This is a genomic window from Shewanella glacialimarina (assembly GCF_020511155.1).
GTDB classification, from domain to species: domain Bacteria; phylum Pseudomonadota; class Gammaproteobacteria; order Enterobacterales; family Shewanellaceae; genus Shewanella; species Shewanella glacialimarina.
This window is the reverse complement of record NZ_CP041216.1, coordinates 1,712,843-1,732,044: the sequence shown is the minus strand read 5'-3', so window position 1 is coordinate 1,732,044 and position 19,202 is coordinate 1,712,843. Positions and strand designations below refer to the sequence as shown.

At 39.4% G+C, this 19,202-nt stretch carries 13 protein-coding genes; 5 read left to right on the top strand and 8 right to left on the bottom strand.

What is annotated here, in order from left to right; all coding sequences use genetic code 11:
* Positions 1 to 52: 52 nt before the first annotated feature.
* Complete coding sequence (gene adhE / locus FJ709_RS07440) at positions 53 to 2,728, top strand: bifunctional acetaldehyde-CoA/alcohol dehydrogenase (protein ID WP_226415888.1); 2,676 nt, start codon at positions 53 to 55, stop codon at positions 2,726 to 2,728.
* 154 nt (positions 2,729 to 2,882) lie between these two features.
* Here adhE and FJ709_RS07435 read toward each other — a convergent pair whose 3' ends face one another.
* Positions 2,883 to 3,074, bottom strand: coding sequence for a DUF3185 family protein (locus FJ709_RS07435; protein WP_226415000.1), 192 nt, complete (start codon positions 3,072 to 3,074; stop codon positions 2,883 to 2,885).
* A 154-nt stretch (positions 3,075 to 3,228) separates the two neighbouring features.
* On the opposite strand from FJ709_RS07435, the gene FJ709_RS07430 reads away from it, so the two are divergent.
* A complete protein-coding gene (locus FJ709_RS07430) occupies positions 3,229 to 3,705 on the top strand; it encodes a hypothetical protein (RefSeq protein ID WP_226414998.1) in 477 nt (158 codons plus the stop codon).
* A gap of 455 nt (positions 3,706 to 4,160) precedes the next feature.
* Here FJ709_RS07430 and FJ709_RS07425 read toward each other — a convergent pair whose 3' ends face one another.
* The gene (locus FJ709_RS07425; protein WP_226414996.1) at positions 4,161 to 4,427 is read right to left on the bottom strand and encodes a hypothetical protein; all 267 of its coding nucleotides are present in this window, start codon (positions 4,425 to 4,427) and stop codon (positions 4,161 to 4,163) included.
* Between the two features lie 690 nt (positions 4,428 to 5,117).
* Between FJ709_RS07425 and FJ709_RS07420 the strand changes: the two genes are divergently transcribed.
* Together FJ709_RS07420 and FJ709_RS07415 are read left to right on the top strand one after the other, a co-directional pair.
* Positions 5,118 to 5,852, top strand: coding sequence for a substrate-binding periplasmic protein (locus FJ709_RS07420; RefSeq protein ID WP_226414993.1), 735 nt, complete (start codon positions 5,118 to 5,120; stop codon positions 5,850 to 5,852).
* 145 nt (positions 5,853 to 5,997) lie between these two features.
* The gene (locus FJ709_RS07415) at positions 5,998 to 7,482 is read left to right on the top strand and encodes a methyl-accepting chemotaxis protein (RefSeq protein WP_226414991.1); all 1,485 of its coding nucleotides are present in this window, start codon (positions 5,998 to 6,000) and stop codon (positions 7,480 to 7,482) included.
* 568 nt (positions 7,483 to 8,050) lie between these two features.
* Here the strand turns inward: FJ709_RS07415 and FJ709_RS07410 are convergent.
* The 6 genes from FJ709_RS07410 to FJ709_RS07385 form a co-directional block, all read right to left on the bottom strand.
* Positions 8,051 to 8,440, bottom strand: coding sequence for a septal ring lytic transglycosylase RlpA family protein (locus tag FJ709_RS07410; protein WP_226414988.1), 390 nt, complete (start codon positions 8,438 to 8,440; stop codon positions 8,051 to 8,053).
* 438 nt (positions 8,441 to 8,878) lie between these two features.
* Complete coding sequence (locus FJ709_RS07405) at positions 8,879 to 11,494, bottom strand: glycosyl hydrolase family 18 protein (protein ID WP_226414985.1); 2,616 nt, start codon at positions 11,492 to 11,494, stop codon at positions 8,879 to 8,881.
* A 50-nt stretch (positions 11,495 to 11,544) separates the two neighbouring features.
* Complete coding sequence (locus tag FJ709_RS07400) at positions 11,545 to 13,152, bottom strand: lytic polysaccharide monooxygenase (protein WP_226414984.1); 1,608 nt, start codon at positions 13,150 to 13,152, stop codon at positions 11,545 to 11,547.
* Positions 13,153 to 13,223: 71 nt separating this feature from the next.
* On the bottom strand, positions 13,224 to 16,367 hold the full coding sequence (locus FJ709_RS07395) for a glycosyl hydrolase family 18 protein (RefSeq protein ID WP_226414981.1): 3,144 nt from the start codon (positions 16,365 to 16,367) through the stop codon (positions 13,224 to 13,226).
* Positions 16,368 to 17,347: 980 nt separating this feature from the next.
* A complete protein-coding gene (locus FJ709_RS07390) occupies positions 17,348 to 17,557 on the bottom strand; it encodes a hypothetical protein (RefSeq protein ID WP_226414978.1) in 210 nt (69 codons plus the stop codon).
* Between the two features lie 89 nt (positions 17,558 to 17,646).
* Positions 17,647 to 17,862 (bottom strand): hypothetical protein, encoded by a 216-nt coding sequence (locus FJ709_RS07385; protein ID WP_226414976.1) that lies wholly within the window; start codon positions 17,860 to 17,862, stop codon positions 17,647 to 17,649.
* Positions 17,863 to 18,296: 434 nt separating this feature from the next.
* Between FJ709_RS07385 and FJ709_RS07380 the strand changes: the two genes are divergently transcribed.
* Positions 18,297 to 19,181, top strand: coding sequence for a diguanylate cyclase domain-containing protein (locus FJ709_RS07380; RefSeq protein ID WP_226414973.1), 885 nt, complete (start codon positions 18,297 to 18,299; stop codon positions 19,179 to 19,181).
* Positions 19,182 to 19,202 lie beyond the last annotated feature (21 nt).

Sequence of the window (19,202 nt, the reverse complement as noted above, 5' to 3'; positions counted from 1 at the left end):
ATCACGATAAAAGTACTGATAAAAAGGTAATTTTATAACATCAGCCAGGTAGATATTACATAGAGAATGGTTAACTAAAACTGATTTATTTAACTATTTTTTAAAGGAAGTGATTATGACCGTCACCAACACAGAGCAACTTAACCAATTAGTCGACAAGGTTGCTAAAGCGCAAAAAGAATATGCTAATTTTAGCCAACAACAAGTCGATAAAATATTTAGAGCCGCTGCACTTGCCGCATCAGATTCACGTATTTTGTTAGCTAAAATGGCAGCAACTGAAACTCAAATGGGCTTACTTGAAGATAAAGTGATTAAAAACCATTTTGCCTCTGAATACATTTATAATAAATATAAAGACGATAAAACCTGCGGTATCATTGCAGAAGATATTACCTTCGGCACCATTACGATTGCCGAACCCGTTGGTATAATCTGTGGCATTGTGCCAACCACTAACCCAACCTCTACCGCAATATTTAAAGCGCTTATTAATCTTAAAACTCGCAATGGTATTATTTTCTCACCCCATCCACGAGCAAAAAAATCCACCACAACAGCGGCTAGAATTGTATTAAATGCGGCCATTGCCGCTGGTGCGCCTAAAGATATTATTGGCTGGATTGATGAGCCTTCAGTTGCATTATCTAATCAGCTAATGACCCATGAGAAAGTTAATCTCATTTTAGCCACTGGTGGCCCTGGCATGGTAAAAGCAGCCTATTCATCTGGCAAGCCTGCTATTGGTGTAGGAGCAGGTAATACACCGATTGTGATTGATGAAACCGCAGACATAAAACGTGCTGTGAGTTCTATATTAATGTCTAAAACCTTCGACTATGGTGTGGTATGTGCATCAGAGCAAGCTGTTGTTGTAGTTGATAGCATCTATGATCAAGTCAAAGAACGCTTTGCCTCTCATGGTGGTTACATCCTGTCAGTGGCTGAAACTAAATTGATGCAAGACGTCATACTTAAAAATGGCAATTTAAATGCCGATATAGTAGGCCAAAGTGCAGAAAAAATTGCCGCCATGGCAGGTTTTAAAGTTCCAAACTGGACTAAGGTATTGATTGGCGAAGTCACTGAAATAAATGATACAGAAGCTTTTGCCCATGAAAAACTATCGCCTCTATTAGGTATGTACCGTGCTGTAGATTTTAATGATGCTATGGATAAAGCTGAGGCACTTGTCACTCTAGGCGGTATTGGTCATACATCAGGTTTATATACAGACCAAGACAGTCAAAGCGATCGCGTGAAAACCTTTGGTTTTAGAATGAAAACAGCACGCATTTTGATCAACACCCCTGCTTCCCAAGGTGGCATTGGTGACTTATATAACTTTAAACTGGCGCCTTCGCTCACTTTGGGGTGTGGTTCTTGGGGCGGTAACTCTATCTCAGAAAACGTCGGGCCAAGTCATTTAATTAATAAGAAAATAGTCGCAAAAAGGGCTGAAAATATGTTGTGGCATAAACTTCCTTCATCTATTTATTTCCGCCGTGGTTGCTTACCGATTGCACTTGAAGAGTTAGAAACCAAGAAACGCGCGCTTATCATCACAGATAAATACTTATTCAATAACGGTTACTGCGATGAAACTATTAAGATTCTAAAAGCCCAAGGACTAGAAACTGAAGTATTCTATGAAGTAGAAGCCGATCCGACACTGGCGATAGTAAAACAAGGCGCTAAAGTAGCGCAAAGCTTTCAACCTGATGTCATCATTGCCTTAGGCGGCGGTTCACCTATGGATGCTGCGAAAATCATTTGGGTATTGTATGAACATCCTGATGTCGATTTCGCCGATTTAGCTCTGCGCTTTATGGATATTCGTAAACGTATTTATAAATTCCCAAAACTTGGCGTAAAAGCACAAATGGTCGCTATCCCTACGACCTCAGGTACAGGATCAGAAGTGACACCATTTGCAGTAGTGACTGACGAAGTGACAGGCATGAAATACCCTATTGCAGATTATCAACTCACGCCCAATATGGCCATTGTTGACCCTAATCTTGTGATGAACATGCCAAAATCACTAACAGCGTATGGCGGAATTGACGCGATTACTCATGCACTTGAAGCATACGTCAGTGTGATGGCCAACGAGTTCAGTGATGGCCAGGCCCTACAAGCATTAGACTTACTATGCGAACATCTTCCAGCAGCCTATGAGCTAGGTGCAAACGCACCGGTTGCAAGGGAAAAAGTGCATAATGGTGCAACCATTGCGGGTATTGCCTTTGCCAATGCATTTTTAGGTATCTGCCACTCAATGGCGCATAAACTCGGGGCAGAATTCCACTTAGCACATGGCTTAGCCAATGCTTTATTAATCAGTAACGTTATTCGTTTCAACGCTACTGACATGCCGACTAAACAGGCCTCATTCAGCCAATACGACCGTCCTAAAGCATTATGTCGTTATGCAGCCATTGCAGAACACTTAAAACTAGATGGTGTCACGAAAGCAAAAACGGATAAGCAAAAAGTTGATCTGTTAATTGCTAAAATTGATCAACTTAAATCAGTTATCGGCATACCGGTATCTATACAAGCTGCCGGAGTCAACGAAGCTGACTTTTTAGCTAAATTGGATGAGTTAGCTGAACATGCATTTGATGATCAGTGTACTGGCGCGAATCCACGTTTCCCGTTAATCAGTGAACTTAAACAAGTCTTACTAGACAGCTTTTATGGCACCCCATACCAAGATAAATAGCGCAATATATAATACGAAGTACTGCTGAGTGGCTAGCGAAGCTACAAAAGGGGCAGTATTAAAGCTAGTAGCTGAGTAAATTGAAATTAACTAAACGAAGGCGATAATCAAAAGATTAACGCCTTCGTTTAGTAGCAATCTAATGTTACGACTTTTACTTTACCTTGCTAAGACCAATCAAAACCGTAATAGCCCCTCCCACCATGCCTAACCAAGCTTCAATCGGTGTGTCACCATTTATGGCGCGAGTTACTTGAGCACTTGCTGAATCATAAATGTTGTACCCCCAAATAAATAACGCTGCACCTACTGCAATGATTACGATACCAAGAATTTTTTTATTCATTATGACTCCAAGTGTTTATAAAATTTTTGTCTCGACAGCAATGATTAATACGACTACTTTGGTAAACACACTACCCTTATTAATAATATTTGGGTTTTAACGGTAAAGCATTATAGCTTGAAAGCGGTTATTTCATTGTCAAGGAGCCCATTCTATGAACAAGAAAATTCTACCACTTATCATTTTTAGCACTTTAATAGTGTTCTCGATAGGTCATAGTGTTGCTAAAGACAAAGATTCAAAAGGTAATAACGGCAAACAAAAATCAGAGAAACATCAAACAAAGCATAACAATGATAATGAACAGAGCTCGCTGAGCTATTTTAGTAATGACCGCCAGATAGTTATTAAGAATTACTACAATACAATTCGAAGTGATAAGCATTGTCCACCTGGGCTAAGCAAGAAAAACAATGGTTGCCAACCTCCGGGACAAGCTAAAAAATGGCACAAAGGCCAACATCTGCCTAAAGATGTTATTTACTATGATGTGCCTATTGGACTTACTAATCAGCTAGGTCGCACTCCTGAAGGGCAGAAGATTGTCCGTATAGGTACCGATTTACTTTTGATTAGCATAGGCACTGGTATGGTGATAGATGCTGTAGAAGACCTGAATGATATTTTTTGATATAAGCTTAAGAATATAAATATTTTAAGTGATTTTACGCAATTAGCGCCTCAATAGAGTGAGACTCTTATGAAATCAATCGAGGCGCTTTAGCAAAAAATAACTAACGCTAATAACACTGCTAAAACAATAAAAATCGAGACATTTGTTATGGTAGCTGATATGGCGGAACAATCATAAAGTTGTGATTAAAGCAGTATTCTCTAAGAAGCGATGCAACTAACTAGCAGTGAATATTACTTATGTTTACGTTCCCTTTGTATAGGTAAAGTATAGCAGTACTTCGAATACTAAAAATCAATTCATTATCAATTTCTGTCTGCTTCTGGATATGATCACCTCAGTAAAAACCAACGTATTATAATCAAAATATCCATAACTGATTAAAATAAAAATGGGCCGCATTGCTGCGGACCAGCCATAAAGTAAACAGTATTCAAAAAACTGGTTTGCTTTTAAAGCTCAAGATTTCGGGTTAGCACTTCTGCAGATGTAATGATGCGCTTTGTACGGTAAAGTTCAGGATGTTTTTCACTATCAGCGTACCCTACTGGTTCGCCTGCACCTGTGTTTACAAACCAAGAGCTTGCAGGTGTGCGATCACCGAGTAGTTTTTTTAATTCCGCTGGTTTGATACCTATTGCTTTGGCCGCGGCATTATATGTACAGCGGATCCTAGCTTCGTTTAGGTAGTCTTGTATGATGTTAATTTTATCCTGCATTAAAATGTCATTCCTAGAAAGTTAACGCCCCAATAAATGGGATAATTTATTGTTGGCAAAAGTGTTGAACAGAGTGAAAACAGCCAACTGTAAATTTTCCCTCTTGAGTGCTTTGTAGCCTGTGCACAAAACAGATAATTATACTTCACAAAGCAGTTTTTAGCTGTATCAGAATGGCTCAATCTATCAAATATTGAACCATTAAACCTTTTAAGCTCATTAAGTTTAGCACAACAAGCCACATTCCCTGCTATAAGCTCAAAAAACAAACGCTATCTAACATCAATAAAGCAACTCTAACAATCAATTAACATCACACTATTCACCTAATTACGATCACTTTGATCGTTAATAGACGAGCAAAATAATAGATATAAATAGCTTTATTTACTCTTGTTGTAAAATTTAAGTCTATACTTATTCAGCAATTGTTTGTATCTAAGCGCATATGTGTAATTGATGCTAACTCTTTTTAGGCAGATTATTAGGTTAACCTAAGCGTTGCAATACCGGGCAATGTTATTACACACATAATAAAAATAGGATTACTAAAGATAAAATAAACTTAACTAATTGTTTAATAATAACAATGTAAGCCTCAGACAAACAGGTAAGAGATTACCCTTGATATCAATAACAGCTCCAACATGTTGTTTACTCGGGTTCAATTTTTCATTTCTAGGAGATATTATGAAATTTAACTATGCCATTTTGGGATTACTATTCGCTGTCAGCAGCGTTACAACTCACGCCGAAACCGTAAACCTTACTTCATTAGATTGGGCACCCTATTCAGGCAAAAGTTTAGAAAATAGAGGAGCTAGTGTTGTGGTAGCTCAAGCGGCATTTAAAGCTATGGGTCATGAACTTGTTGTCGATTTCTTCCCATGGAGCCGAGCAGTAAAGCTGGCTTCAGAGCCGGGGTCTAAATATGCAGGATATTTTCCAGAATACTTATATGAATCAAATGAGTTTACTTTTTCAGCACCCATGGGACAAGGTCCGCTAGGTTTGGTTGAAAACGTAGCATCGCCTATAAGCTGGGCTGAGGTAAGCGATCTCGCTAAATATAAATTGGGCGTAGTCCAGGATTATGTCAACACAGAAGAACTTGATGCACTCATCGCCAGTAATGTAATTAAACCTCAGGTTGTCACATCTGATGAGATTAATGTTCAAAAAGTTGCAGGAGGTCGTATCGACGCAGCTGTGATTGACGCGAACGTATTCAATTATATGCTCGCTAACAGCAGTAAGCTGGTAAAGAATACAGATAAGGTACAGATGAACGCTAAGTTATTAATGAACAAAGAGCTTTATGTTGCATTTCGAAATGATGCTGATGGAAAAAAATGGCAAGAAATTTACAACCAAGGCTTAGCTAAAATTGATATAGATGCTCTGATGACAGAGCATTTAAAGTAATAATTAAATAGTCAATAACAAGTGCCGACATGTTCCAACAGATTTCGGACTGCTTTATCGGCATAAGTAACATTTAAGTATCGCAATAAAATGGATTACGTTGCTTTATACACTCAAGTTAAAATGAGTACTTTTTATGACGCTAATGAAATCAATTTCTTTTAAGTTAATCATGGCAGCGCTAGTCACTGTAACCTTTTTAGTTGTAATATTTGGGGTGTATGACTATCTGGCACAAAGTGCAAAACTACAACAGAAACAAAATGTTCAACTTGATTTAGTTGCTTCAAGATTACAGTTAAGCCTACCTAGCGCAGTTTGGAATTATGAAGAGTCTCAAATGGCTCGATTACTTGATTCAGAACAACAATCTGATGACGTTGCTTTTTTAAGTTTTCATAATGACAACGGTGACCAAATTGCCCAATCCAAAGGTGAGAAAAGTACTAACTTTCGTACAATACCACTACAATATGTAGAAAATGATACAGCCTCAGATATCGGTACAGTAAGATTATACATTGATGATACTAGCATCAAAGAAGAGCTAGCAGAACTCGCTTTTAGGGCTATTTTAAAAGGGTTGTTACTGGATGTTTTTTTAGTTACAGCACTCTTTTTTCTATTTAGTCGACTGATTACTCGCCCACTCACCCATGTTGCTAATGCCTTAGAAAACATAGCCAGTGGCGAAGGCAATTTGACCCGTAGGCTTCATGTAAGTCGCGAAGATGAAATTGGCAAGGTATCAAGTTCATTTAATCTCTTTGTAGAAAAAATTCAAGTGCTTGTACAATCTATACAGGTTTCTGTTGATGATGTATTTCGTGCAGCAAGAAATGTACACACCGGAGCTGAACTCAGTCGTGGGCATGTACACGACCAGCAATTAGAAACCGATCAGGTCGCGGCTGCAATCACCCAAATGTCAGCCTCAGCAAAAGAAATCGCTACAAGCGTGAAGCTTTCAGCAGAATCGGCGTTGCAAGCTAATATGGATACCAAAGAAGTATCCAACATTATAAATGACTCTATTGATTCTATTAATGATTTATCTAGTCAATTAACAGAAGCTGCCACTGTGGTAAATTCGCTAGATAAAGATGTCACGGCGATAGTGTCCATATTAGATGTGATCCGCAGTATTGCAGAGCAAACGAACTTATTGGCGTTAAATGCAGCTATTGAAGCAGCTCGAGCGGGAGAGCAAGGTCGCGGTTTTGCTGTCGTGGCGGATGAAGTCCGCGCCCTTGCTAGCCGAACCCAACAAAGTACTGCTGAAATTCAAACAGGTATTACTAAGTTACAATCCGGCGCTAAGTCAGCAGTAAAGGTGATGCTTGAAAGTCAAAGCAAAAGTGAGGCTTCAGTGGTCAATGCTCAAAGTTCGGGAACAGCCATCAATAGAATTTTAATTTCTACAGAAAAAATTACCGATATGGCAACTCATATTGCAACAGCAGTAGAACAACAAAGTACGGTAGCGGAAGACTTAACCCATAACATCAACCGTATTGTCACATCGGGTCAAGAAAATCTTATACAGCTAAGTGAAATGAATAAAAACTCTGAAGATTTAGAGTCGACATCAAGGAATTTGAAGAAATTGACTAATCAATTTAAGGCCTAACTCTCCTGCTGGCTCTGGCTAATAGTACCAGAGCCACCTATTTTTATAATCAATTAATATCACGTCTATCTACTTTTAATACGATAGCATTAATTGCTATTCAAGCTTAAAAATAGAATCCGAGTTTTAAATTAATTTGGTACTTGCAAGCAAGCTGAGGTTAATCCAACGCGAGTTCGATAATTCACTCGCTAAAATCAACATAACATCTGGTCAAACTTGTTAAAACTCAAGTGCAGCTACGATTCTAGCTAGACCTCTTTCAGCGCTCCTCATCATTAATAATGTGCTTCCCATACACCTTTTAATATTTTTATTGACTATCAAATTGTTAACCAAATAGATCCGCAAGTGCATCGATATCTTTGATAGTAAAGGTGAGTAGCGCTCTCGATAAAGTAAGTAACTATGATACACAAGGAGTTCGAATGAACATTAACCAGAGAAATTTAGCACCCATTCAAGTTACAATTTTTGTTGCCTTATCTGTTTGCGGCAGTTGTTATGGTTATGGTGAATCCTCAAGATACTAAATACCTTAACAACGAGCTATAAAAACAAACAAATACTAATCAACTACTTCAATTTTAACGTTAATCAAACCATTAGATATATTAGCGATGCTGTTGAAGGCTGACTTAGAAAGGTCAATGATACGGCCCTTAACAAAAGGACCACGATCATTGATTTTCACGATAATACTTTTGCCATTGTTGATATTGGTCACTTTGACATTTGAGCCAAAAGGTAAACTTTTATGTGCTGCTGTATTTTGACTGTGAATATATAAATCACCGCTTGCCGTTTTCTTGTTTTGATGTCTGTCAGAATAGTATGAGGCTTGACCGGATTCAGTGAAGTTTATTATCTTTCCACCAGCATCTGGCTGTAGCGAAGTACACCCTGTTAATATGAAGAAAAAAATTAACAACTGAATTTTTCGAGAAATGGCAACCATGTTTTGTCTTTTAGTATGTTCACATAACGAGCCTGTGGAATGGCTCATTTGTGGTGATTTAATAATGTCACGAACACTAACTGAGTTTGAATAGTGATTCAAATGAAACCGCTGTTTTATTAATGATTAGGGTAAATATCGTTTTGTGATGCCAGAAAACTGTGGGGATGTGTTACAAGTAAGCAATATAACGCACAGGGCTATTGGCCGACTATTAGGTATTTGCTTCCTTTGAGCCGCACAAGAGTTTCAATCCGACAGTGTTGGCCAATTTATAATTTAGTATGCTTTTCCACTGTGATAAAAAAGGCTTCTGAATGTTTTCAGAAGCCTTTTATAAAAACTAGAAAGTCGTTTGATATGGGCTAAATAGTGTTTAACAGCATGAGGACTTTTCCTTGCCGTTTATAAGCAAATGCTATTCACCCATTTCAAAGACTATAGCTTTTGCCAAACATTATTCACGCCGGGCTCATCGCCTTTTGTCCACCATTTTGCCTGGTATTGCGCATTGTTATGGATAACTTTATCACCACCATTGTAAGTCGAACCCGTATTCCAGCTACCTATCGGGCTACCATCTGTAATTACGACCTCCCAAGCTCCACCTGCGTCAGGTCTATCGCCCTGAGTCCACCATTTGGCTTTATATTCAACACCTTGATATTTAACCTTATCACCTGTGTTATATACTTTTGTGGCAAGCCATGTGGTGTCACCGCCAGCATCGATATTGTTAACAGCTACTGTAAAGCTTTTAGTGACATTACTTGTGCCATCAGACACGCTAACGCTAACAGTATAAACGGTGTTCTGGCTAACCTCGCCCGCCAGCAAGCTAATATTCGCACCACTGCCTTGTAAGGCTAATCCTGCTGGAACAGTCCAGTTATAGGTTAACGTGTCGTTATCGGCATCCGTTGCATTTACACTGACTGTCGCTGTTTTATTTTCATCGATACTCAGATTGGCAATATCCGCTATCACAGGAGGTTGATTAACAGCAGCATTTGCAATGACTGTGACTGTGGTTGACTTAGTCACAGTAGTCGTACCATCAGATACACTTAGAGTGGCAATATAATCTGTGTTTTGACTTACATTAGGGGCATTGAGCACTAGAGTATTAGTATTGACACCTGTTGCGGTAAATGCAGCATCAACTGCCCAGCTATAGGTTAATGGATCATTATCTGCGTCAGTTGCGGTTGCAGCTACAGTAAGTGAATTACCGGTTTGAACGCTATAGCTAGCCATTAGCTGAATCACAGGCTTACTATTAACAGGCGTACCACCCGCTAAACCTTCATGCATAGCATTGAGGATATCACCGTTATCAGCATCGATTTCCCAGGCAAATAGTCCTGCCAAACCTAAACTACGAACATATTGACCTTTGGCATTAACAGAACGAGGGCTATCATAGGTAGCCAAAGTACCACTGCTTTTATTCCAAACATACGCTGCCTGTGCTTGTTCGTCATAAAAGGTTTCAAAACCATTAACACCGTTACCCGATGCACCAATCATGGCATTTTTCATGCCTTTATAGTCTTGAATACCCGGCTCCCAAACACCATTGGCAATCGTGCCGGTCAGTTTGCCTGTGCCCATTGCGGTCATTGGATTATTACCTATGGCGTTAGCAGGCATCACACCCTCCCAACCTCTACCATACATAGCTGCACCGACTACAATTTTAGATGCAGAAACCCCTTGAGCAAGCAGCTTTTGTATACCGTTATCAGTAGTATAAGCAGGGCCTTTACGCGGTTTACCTTCATCATCTAACCCAGTACCATCACATTCTCCAGCGGTTAAATGTTCACCACAGTAAATACCGGTTTGATGTCCGGTGACATTGTTCCAGCCACCATAAAAGTCATAACTCATGGCAAAGATATAATCCATGTATTGTGCAGCTTGGCCATAATCCACATCCTCAATTTTATCAAATCCAACCCCAATGGCTGATGTCAGTTGATATTCACGTCCAGTATCTGCCTCTAAACCATCAAGCATGGCTCTTAACTCTTGCATTAATGCGACATAAGCTGGGCCATCATTAATTGGGTCGCCTAAGTTAGGATTTGGTCCACTTCCACCTGGATATTCCCAATCGATATCGACGCCATCATAAAATTTCCACGTTTGCAGAAATGTCTTCATTGAGGCAACAAAAGTGTCACGATTAGCTTTATTGGTAAAAGAATGAAATGGATCAGACAAAGTCCAACCACCAACAGAAGGCAAAATTTTCAGATCAGGATAACGTTGCTTTAACGCCATTAATTGGGCGTAGGTACCACGAATAGGATCTGTGTTGCTTATGCCTGGTAACGTTTTTTGAATGGCTGCCCAAGGGTCATGAATAACCACCTCATAATCTGCGCTGCCTTCACAGGCTTTTTGTAAAGCACGCCAGCTATTGCCGTTTTCAATCTCTTTTAATGATTCATTAGCGCCACAAATAGGAATAAAACCATAGAGTATATGGGTTAAGTTTTTTGCGGGAATATTCGATACATCAAAGTCTCGACCATAAATCCCCCACTCAACAAAATAAGCGCCCACTACGGTATCTTGCTGATGTTGATAGTCTTTATTGTTAGGATTAACATCCATAGCTAAAGGTGGTAAATGGCCGCCGTCGGTATCGGCAATAACAATCGCTTTACCGTCACTCACACTACAACCGTCATTGTCACACAGAGCAACCGTTAAATTATGACGTCCTGATTTATGGTAAGCAAAATTAATCACACCACTTTTGGTGCCCGCGGCTAAATTGCCTTCATTGACTAGCATGTCATCAAAGTAAACTTTGTAGCTATTGCCCCCGGTACCGCTCCATGCATTCCATTTTATATTGATGCCGACTTGATTTTTTACCGTCACTAAATCTTTATAAGAACCCTGACCATCTAGGTTAACTTGTACAAATGAATAATCTTGCGGTTGCCAGTCTATGCTAGGTTTTGATGCTGCGGCTGCAGCTTGCCAAGAGGCCGCTGCCGCACTTAGGGCAAAAACGGTTAATAATGTATTTTTCATAATAATTCTCTTCTCATTCTTATTAGGGTTATTTTGATTGTTCAGATTTGTTACTCACTCTTTTGCCATACACTGGCAACACCAGGCTCATCGCCCTGTGTCCACCACTTAGCACTATATTTACTACCACTATGCATAACTTGTGTTCCTCCTTGATAAGCCGTTTGATTATTCCAACTCGGTGTTTGACCGTTATCAGGCATTGCCAGTTTCCAGGCATCGCTTGTTGCGGGTATTTGATTTTTATTCCACCACTTAGCTTGATAAACCTTACCTTGATAAGTGACCTTGTCACCGGCGCTATATGCTTGAGTTTCAAGCCATAACGGTATATTCGGTAGACCAGGATGATTAATAATGTTGACGTTAAAGGATTGACTGGTAGTGAGTTTTCCATCTGAAACAGCTACTGAAACTGTTACTAATTGATCACGTTCAACCTCTCCAGCGAGTAAACTAATATCAGCACCACTGCCTGTAAAACTTAAGGGGGTTGTCACTTGCCATTGGTATGTAAGTGGATTGTTTTGATCATCAAAGGCATGCACATGGACATCGGTGCTGGTGTTCTCATCCATGTTCAGCGATGGTAATTCATGAACAATTGGCGCGGTATTCTCAGGGCTCGGCATAACAGATAACGCAAAGCTATAGTCGTTATCTAGAGTCCAGACTTTATTGGAAAGCAGGTTATCAGCATCAAAGCTAATATCGCCCGTGGCGGTTTTAATACCAATTTTTACTAATTGGTCATACAAGGTATTGAGTAATGCGCCGAAATCAGCTTGCCAATGTTTAACATTGTTAGCTGTCACCTCAAAGTGTTGATTAATCAGCTCCTGACCTGAGGCATTAAACAACCTTAACCACACTTGATCTCCGGCATTTGCAACTTGTCCTTGTTTGACAAAGTAATCAAGAGGCTGCCATTGATCTGGCACAATATCATCACGGACGATATTAATGTCACTACAGTTATAAAAACCTTCGCCAACGACATCATCACGTTGCCAACGGCTGTATAACAAGGCATCACCCTGGCGGTCGGCAGGAATATTGACTTCCATATCATAATAGCGACTGCCATCTGGAGTTTTAATAAAATCGATGTTGTCATATTCTTGTATAAGCTCAAGATCTTGCCAGCGCAGCACATCAGTACTGGCATTAAATCCAGGCTTAGACAAATATAACTTCCAAAAGCTTGGGTTATGGGGTGTTTTGGCATTAAAACGAATTTGAATATTCCCTTGCCCATTGGGAGTAACCTTGGTTTTTTGCCAATCAGGTGAAGCAAGGTTTAATCCTCGTTTCTCAAATACTCCCGCAGAACACAAGCTACCGTCCGGTATCGCTGACTCAACAGCTTGTTGATTATGATAGTCTGCTACGTTGACTGAAATTTCATGCTCTTGAACAAACTGCACATATCCAGATGCTATAAAAGCAGCTCGACAGGCAAAATTAGGAATATTCGAGCCATCAGCTGGCCACCAATAACCGCCTTGAGCCTGACAAATTGACTGACGTGCTTTTGGGCTTTCCATAAAGCCATGGGCATGGCTTGTCGCAGGTAATAACATACTGGTTATCGATAAAAACACCCCACTGGCAATTAACGAGGAAGTAAATAGAGTTTGCACAGATGTATTATTCATAATGTATCGTCCTTAATAACTAAATGTAATGTGAGTAAATTATTCCCCCAGAAAGTTTGGGGGGAATACAGTTACAAACTACACACTTGCTGCCAATCAGCACTACTAGGTTCAGCGCGAGTCCACCACTTGGCTTTCCAAACCACTTGGTTACTGAGCATCATGTCACCAGCATTTGCATGATCTGGATTTCCTTGCCAGTCCTTTTGAGGGAAATTAGGATAAACAGGAATATCCGTCACATTAACGCCGTCACAGCTTTGACCAGTGCCACCGCCCTCATCTTTTTTAGCTTCAGGTAAACCTGGGTACTCTGCTTTAAAAGCGTAGCTTTTATCACCTTTTTCTATGGTAAAGTTTGCTGGCCCTGTAATTGGCATGTAATACATCACTTGTGCGATAACGGTTTCACCTGGTTTAAATGATTCAACAACACCACCAAACTCATTAAGAAGCGTGATTGAAAAACGGTGAAACTCATTTTCGAACCCGCCAATGTTATTACCTGCGGCATTTGATGCATTCATCTCAATGGCCATTTTTAATTTCTTCTGCGAATTCCAGTTAGATTTAAAAATTGCTGATGTTGATACTGGAACATCAAAAGCAATTTTTGCGCCTGATAAATCCAGTTGTGATTGATTGGTAAAAGAAAAGCTTGCACTGATAGGATAATTGTCATCGCCAACAGGAAAGTCTTTGGCAACAAAATCAATATCAACCATTTTCTCTGGTACCACAAAAGCAGCGTTTCCTTTGTGAATGTCGTAAGCTATGCCGCTTTGACGGAATTTATCATAAGCAATAGTCGTCATGGTTGAACCCATATAATACTCTTGCTTGACTTGGTCATAGTCAAAGTCACCTGCCAGTTCCCAAAACATTACCCCGCCTAATCCATTATTGATGACATAATCCACTTTACGAGCCATAGACTCTTCATCTTCAATTGACAGGAAAACTTTCTTTTGGTCATTCCACAGCCAAGGCGTGGCAGCAACAGCATCATAGTAACGTTGATAGCTGCCGACTAATTTATCCTCAGGATCCGTTTCTGGATTTAAACCGTAGGCACTGATGTAGCTACCATACTTGCCTTGTGCCAGATTTTTTGTATGCCATAGTGGATTACTACCAGCGGCAATTTCATTATCATTTTCAATGTCATGCCATAAGTTATCGATACCTACAGCACCATTGCCACAGGAGTTTTTATCCCCTTTACCCGTGCCTTTTGGACAAGTAGCTTGATCTGCCAAGGCCGCTTGGCCCCATAAACCATTAGTGCCGCCAGTTACATCTTTAAAGCCGCGGGTATAATAAGGAATACCAATATTTATCCGTCCTGCCGACAAGGCACCACGGAAATATCGTACTGCCCAATCGGTATTTAGGTAGCCAATACCTTCAAACTCAGCCGTGCCATAAACTCCCCACGCAGCAAGCTCAGAGTCTTCGCCACTATCAAATAGCGCCGCATTAGGTCCAACATGAGAATTCCACGCTCCGTGTAAGTCATAGGACATAATGTTGACGTAATCTAAATATTGGGTTGCTTGGAAGGTTTCCATGCCACGTAATAAATAACCTGAAGAAGGTGACGCTATGGTTAATAGATAATGTTGCCCATCACTCTGCCCCGCTTTATCCAATGCTTCACGCAATGATTTCATTAACACCAGATAAGATTTGTTTAAGGCTGCACGGCGAGGATTGGAAAAGTCGAAATCATCAGGATGACCTGAGTCAGACATTGAAGACGGATATTCATAATCGATATCAATACCATCAAAACCGTACTGTTTGATAAAGCTAACCGCACTGTCACTAAAGGTTTTTATCGCTGCATGATTAACACTACCGTCAGCATTTGTGGTCAGGGTGTAAAAACCACCATTGGCAACCCGACCCGTTTCATCAAAAAAGCCACCGGTTTCCGCCCAGCCACCAACAGATATCAGGGTTTTAACATGTGGATATTGCTTTTTATATTTGGTTAATAAATTAAAGTGGCCTTTATAATTCAAACTTGTGTCTAGCTCTGCGCCAACAGCATCGGGCCATTCCATATTGGTGGCAGGATTATTTACACTATTAGGATCGCCAATTGACACTTTATTATTGGCATCAATATGAGCGAATGCGTAATTAATATGAGTAATCTTATCCCACGGAATATCGTTAACTAAATAACTAGGTTGGTTATTGGCACCATTACGCCAACTGGTAAAATAGCCAATAACTCGACGTGGATGATCCGCGCCCATTTTTTCACGGCCATTCACATCATAAACGGTACAATAAGGGGTATTAGTTTCAGGGGTTTGATATAAGCCGCTCGGTTTACAAGCGTCTCTATCGTTACCAACGTCATCCACTGCAACAATATTGACAATAACGGCAGCACTAGTGCCAATCGCATTATCATCATCTGTAGCTTGTAGGGTAAATGTTACCTGCCCTAACTCAGTGGCTTGCCAAGTAAAACTCTCACTAGCAGTTACCGAAGAAAATACTGAGCTGTCATTGGCAAATAACTCAAGCCCAGCAACAGAACCATCAACATCAGTGGCCGTTAATGCAAATTGAACTTGATCGCCAATATGAACTTCTAAAGTTGAGTCGATAATAGTTAAGTTTGCATTAGGTGCTTGATTATCCGGTGGAGTATCTTTTTGCTGTACTGTCAAATTCAATAGGCTCGAACTTGTAGCCTTTTGTTTATCGTCATAAGTCGTAACTGAAAAATAATGCAGCCCTTTGACAGCAGACCATGTCACTTGATTTGCGGTCGCAGCCAAGGTGGTCAGTAAAATACCGTCAAGAAATACATCGCTATGATCGATACTGCCATCACTATCTTGTGCCAAAAAAGATATGACAACGCTGTCATTTTCAGTCAAAGAAGTATTGTTTACTGGCGAAATCCAACTCACTGTTGGGGCAAGATTGTTATCTCCACTTTGACAGTCGCCCAGTTTCTTCCACTCTTGCCAGGATCCAGAATGCTGTATCGGATCGGTCTGATTCCACCATTTAGCTTCAAATACCTGTTGCTGGGTTTTGACTTTCTGCCCTGCGGTATAAGTAGATCCCGCTTGCCATTGAGTAAGGGCATTGCAATCAATAACAGCTCCCTGTACTGAACAGCCTAAAAATATTAGCGATAACACACCAATATTCACAGCGGGTTTTAAAATAACTTTATTTTCCATGTCCACACCCTTATCACAGTATTGTTAATTATTTGTTGTGTCTAATTTTAAAATAACACAAACTTTAAATTGCACAATATTTATTCAAAATAGTGTTTTTAGACTGATATAAGGCTCCATATGTGGATGCACTATGGATTGCTGAGGTAAAAACCCAAACAATAGCTAAAATATAATTGACTCAATAAAAGCAATTAACACACAAAAAAACGGATGATGAGAAAGTTATGGTAGTAATTTATTTTATTAACTAAAACAGAAGATTAAGAGTGAATAACATTGAAGATCGCGAGATATTTAGTGAAACAAGCAAGACTTTTACCCACCTAATATATCATTAAGCACTAATATATACCAAAAATGAACTAAAAATAACTAACCCAATGACATGAATATGATTTGTACCAATCGTGTTGAGAAAGTAGGTACAAATGAAATAAGCTTAAAATGAAGCTGAGATTAATAGAAGGATGAAGTATTACTAACGGTATTAATGTCATCTCCCCCTCACGAAAGAGACTTTCGGTATTAACGACTAAGTATATTTAAATAAAGATATCATAATGTTAAAGTTAAAAAAGGTCTTTACCCATTTAATAACAATACCCATTGTGACCATAGCGTTTAATTTTAGCAGCGCAACAGTATCACCCTGCTCAGGTTCGCTTTCGCCCAACGGGCGATCGGAACACTGCAATGCTCCTGTCATACTATGGTCGATTGAAATAGGTTCGCAGCCATGATTAGACTCACAAATAAAGTCCCATTTATCGCGTGCGGGTAAGTGACAAATAAAGCAATTATCCCCGAAACGATTGTTTACATCGACAAGCCCAGCTTTGCAATAGTAGACCCTTGATCCTCAACGACTAATTAAAAAACTCCCAATCACCTGTAGCAGAAAAGGTACCGGCTTCTCGCTTTACCATAGCTTCAGTAGGTACCAATTGCACTATAGAACCAACGGGTTAAATAGCCCCTTAGGGCGCATTTGCTGCCGCTAATGTGTCATCTATATTGCCGAGTAAATTATCAACATAAAAGTGACGTACTGGAGTCATTTTTCTGATATTGGTGAAACTTTTTTCACTTATATTTAGCACACTTTGTTCTGCATTAATTGAAAATGCCATGGTCGATAATATTAACGAACTTGTAACTGTACTGATTATTTTATCGTATATGTTCATATAAAAACCAACAACGTTAGTAATAGGAATAGCCTGTCTTAAACAGGCTATTTCCGATCATTAACTATAACTTATCAAATAATGATTTTTTATGTACTCTTGCGCTTTTGTAGCCAAGTTAGCAAAGCTCGGATCGCGCCGCATATTAATCCTAAAAAAACAAGATTAACTCCAACGCCAAAATGCGGAGGCATCTCTGCAACCTCTCCCATAATTTCATTGCCATAGGTAATGCCATAAAATGAAAGACCGCCCCCTAAAATCAGCAATGAAAGTGACAAAAATAAACCTGATAAATACTTCATAAGCGTGTCGTAAATTATTATTAATCAAATAGCAATATCGGCGAGTCGACAACAGATTTTTAGCTCAAATTATTATATAATCGACATTTTACATACAACATGATAAGAAACACCAATTCGTACACTATACTTTAATAATATAGCTTTACTTCTTATGTTTATAATATAAAATTCATTAAAATCAATAACATAGCTAACTCTATTCACTATATCATACACTTTCTCATTAAGGCTGATTGGCATTTAAATATCCATTTTGCTTTAGTTTATGCAAGATGTTTCGAATAACGGCTAGCTATACATGAATATGTAATGACGCAGTAGAAAGTCAGTGCATACTTACAAGGGTTCTAGTAAACAGTTTGCATTTAAAATTTTGACCCCAGCAACTCAAAATCTACAAAAAACAGAACGACATTATTGAGATAGATATTATGAAGACCATTGACCTAGCTGCACTTAAAGATGTGATGGATTTAATGCTCGATGCTGTTTGTATTGTGAATAAAAGTGGCTGTTTTGTATTTGTAAGCGCTGCGTTTGAAGATATATTTGGATATTCGCCAAATGAAGTTATCAATAAGCCAATTATTGACTTTGTTTACCCTGAAGATGAAGCCAAAACGCTTCAAGTTGTTGAAACACTTATCAGTGGTGAGAATCAACGTCGTTTTGAAAATCGTTGGGTGCGTAAAGACGGCAAAGTTATTGATATTCTTTGGTCTGCACGCTGGTCAGAAGAGCATCAATTTAGAATCGCAATTGCCCATGACATTACCGAACGTAAACAAATGGAACAACAGCTTCATTATATTGCTGGACATGATCCTTTAACACAATTACCCAATAGAGCATTATTATTTGAACGCTTACAGGCTTCGCTAGGATTAGCACGCCGAGGTGGAACACATTTATCCTTATTGTTCATTGATATTGATGGTTTTAAACATGTAAATGATAACTATGGACACCTTGTCGGCGACAAAATGTTAAAGAGTATTGCTCAGCGTTTACACAATTGTGTGCGAAAATCTGACACCGTTGGGCGTTTTGGTGGCGATGAGTTTTTGGTGATATTAAATGATATTGAGTCATTTGATAAAGTGCTTGTTATTGCAGAAAATATTCGCTCCGAACTCGATAAACCTTATCAGTTTGATGAGTTGGTTTTACAGTTATCCCCTAGCATTGGCTTAGCACGTTACCCTGAAAATGGTGATAATGAGCAACAACTAATACAACATGCTGATCAAGCTATGTATCAAGCCAAAAGCACCGGAGGAAATAGCGTAAAAACCACAGTAAACAGTGCTAAATAGTACCTTTATTAAATGCTTTTA

What these genes read in the sequence shown, in the direction of transcription:
- FJ709_RS07390 (WP_226414978.1), bottom strand. Translation starts at nt 17,557, where the DNA reads ATGAACATATACGATAAAATAATCAGTACAGTTACAAGTTCGTTAATA.
- FJ709_RS07430 (WP_226414998.1), top strand. Translation starts at nt 3,229, where the DNA reads ATGAACAAGAAAATTCTACCACTTATCATTTTTAGCACTTTAATAGTG.
- FJ709_RS07380 (WP_226414973.1), top strand. Translation starts at nt 18,297, where the DNA reads ATGAAGACCATTGACCTAGCTGCACTTAAAGATGTGATGGATTTAATG.
- FJ709_RS07425 (WP_226414996.1), bottom strand. Translation starts at nt 4,427, where the DNA reads ATGCAGGATAAAATTAACATCATACAAGACTACCTAAACGAAGCTAGG.
- FJ709_RS07410 (WP_226414988.1), bottom strand. Translation starts at nt 8,440, where the DNA reads ATGGTTGCCATTTCTCGAAAAATTCAGTTGTTAATTTTTTTCTTCATA.
- FJ709_RS07405 (WP_226414985.1), bottom strand. Translation starts at nt 11,494, where the DNA reads ATGAAAAATACATTATTAACCGTTTTTGCCCTAAGTGCGGCAGCGGCC.
- FJ709_RS07435 (WP_226415000.1), bottom strand. Translation starts at nt 3,074, where the DNA reads ATGAATAAAAAAATTCTTGGTATCGTAATCATTGCAGTAGGTGCAGCG.
- FJ709_RS07420 (WP_226414993.1), top strand. Translation starts at nt 5,118, where the DNA reads ATGAAATTTAACTATGCCATTTTGGGATTACTATTCGCTGTCAGCAGC.
- FJ709_RS07415 (WP_226414991.1), top strand. Translation starts at nt 5,998, where the DNA reads ATGAAATCAATTTCTTTTAAGTTAATCATGGCAGCGCTAGTCACTGTA.
- FJ709_RS07395 (WP_226414981.1), bottom strand. Translation starts at nt 16,367, where the DNA reads ATGGAAAATAAAGTTATTTTAAAACCCGCTGTGAATATTGGTGTGTTA.
- FJ709_RS07400 (WP_226414984.1), bottom strand. Translation starts at nt 13,152, where the DNA reads ATGAATAATACATCTGTGCAAACTCTATTTACTTCCTCGTTAATTGCC.
- FJ709_RS07385 (WP_226414976.1), bottom strand. Translation starts at nt 17,862, where the DNA reads ATGAAGTATTTATCAGGTTTATTTTTGTCACTTTCATTGCTGATTTTA.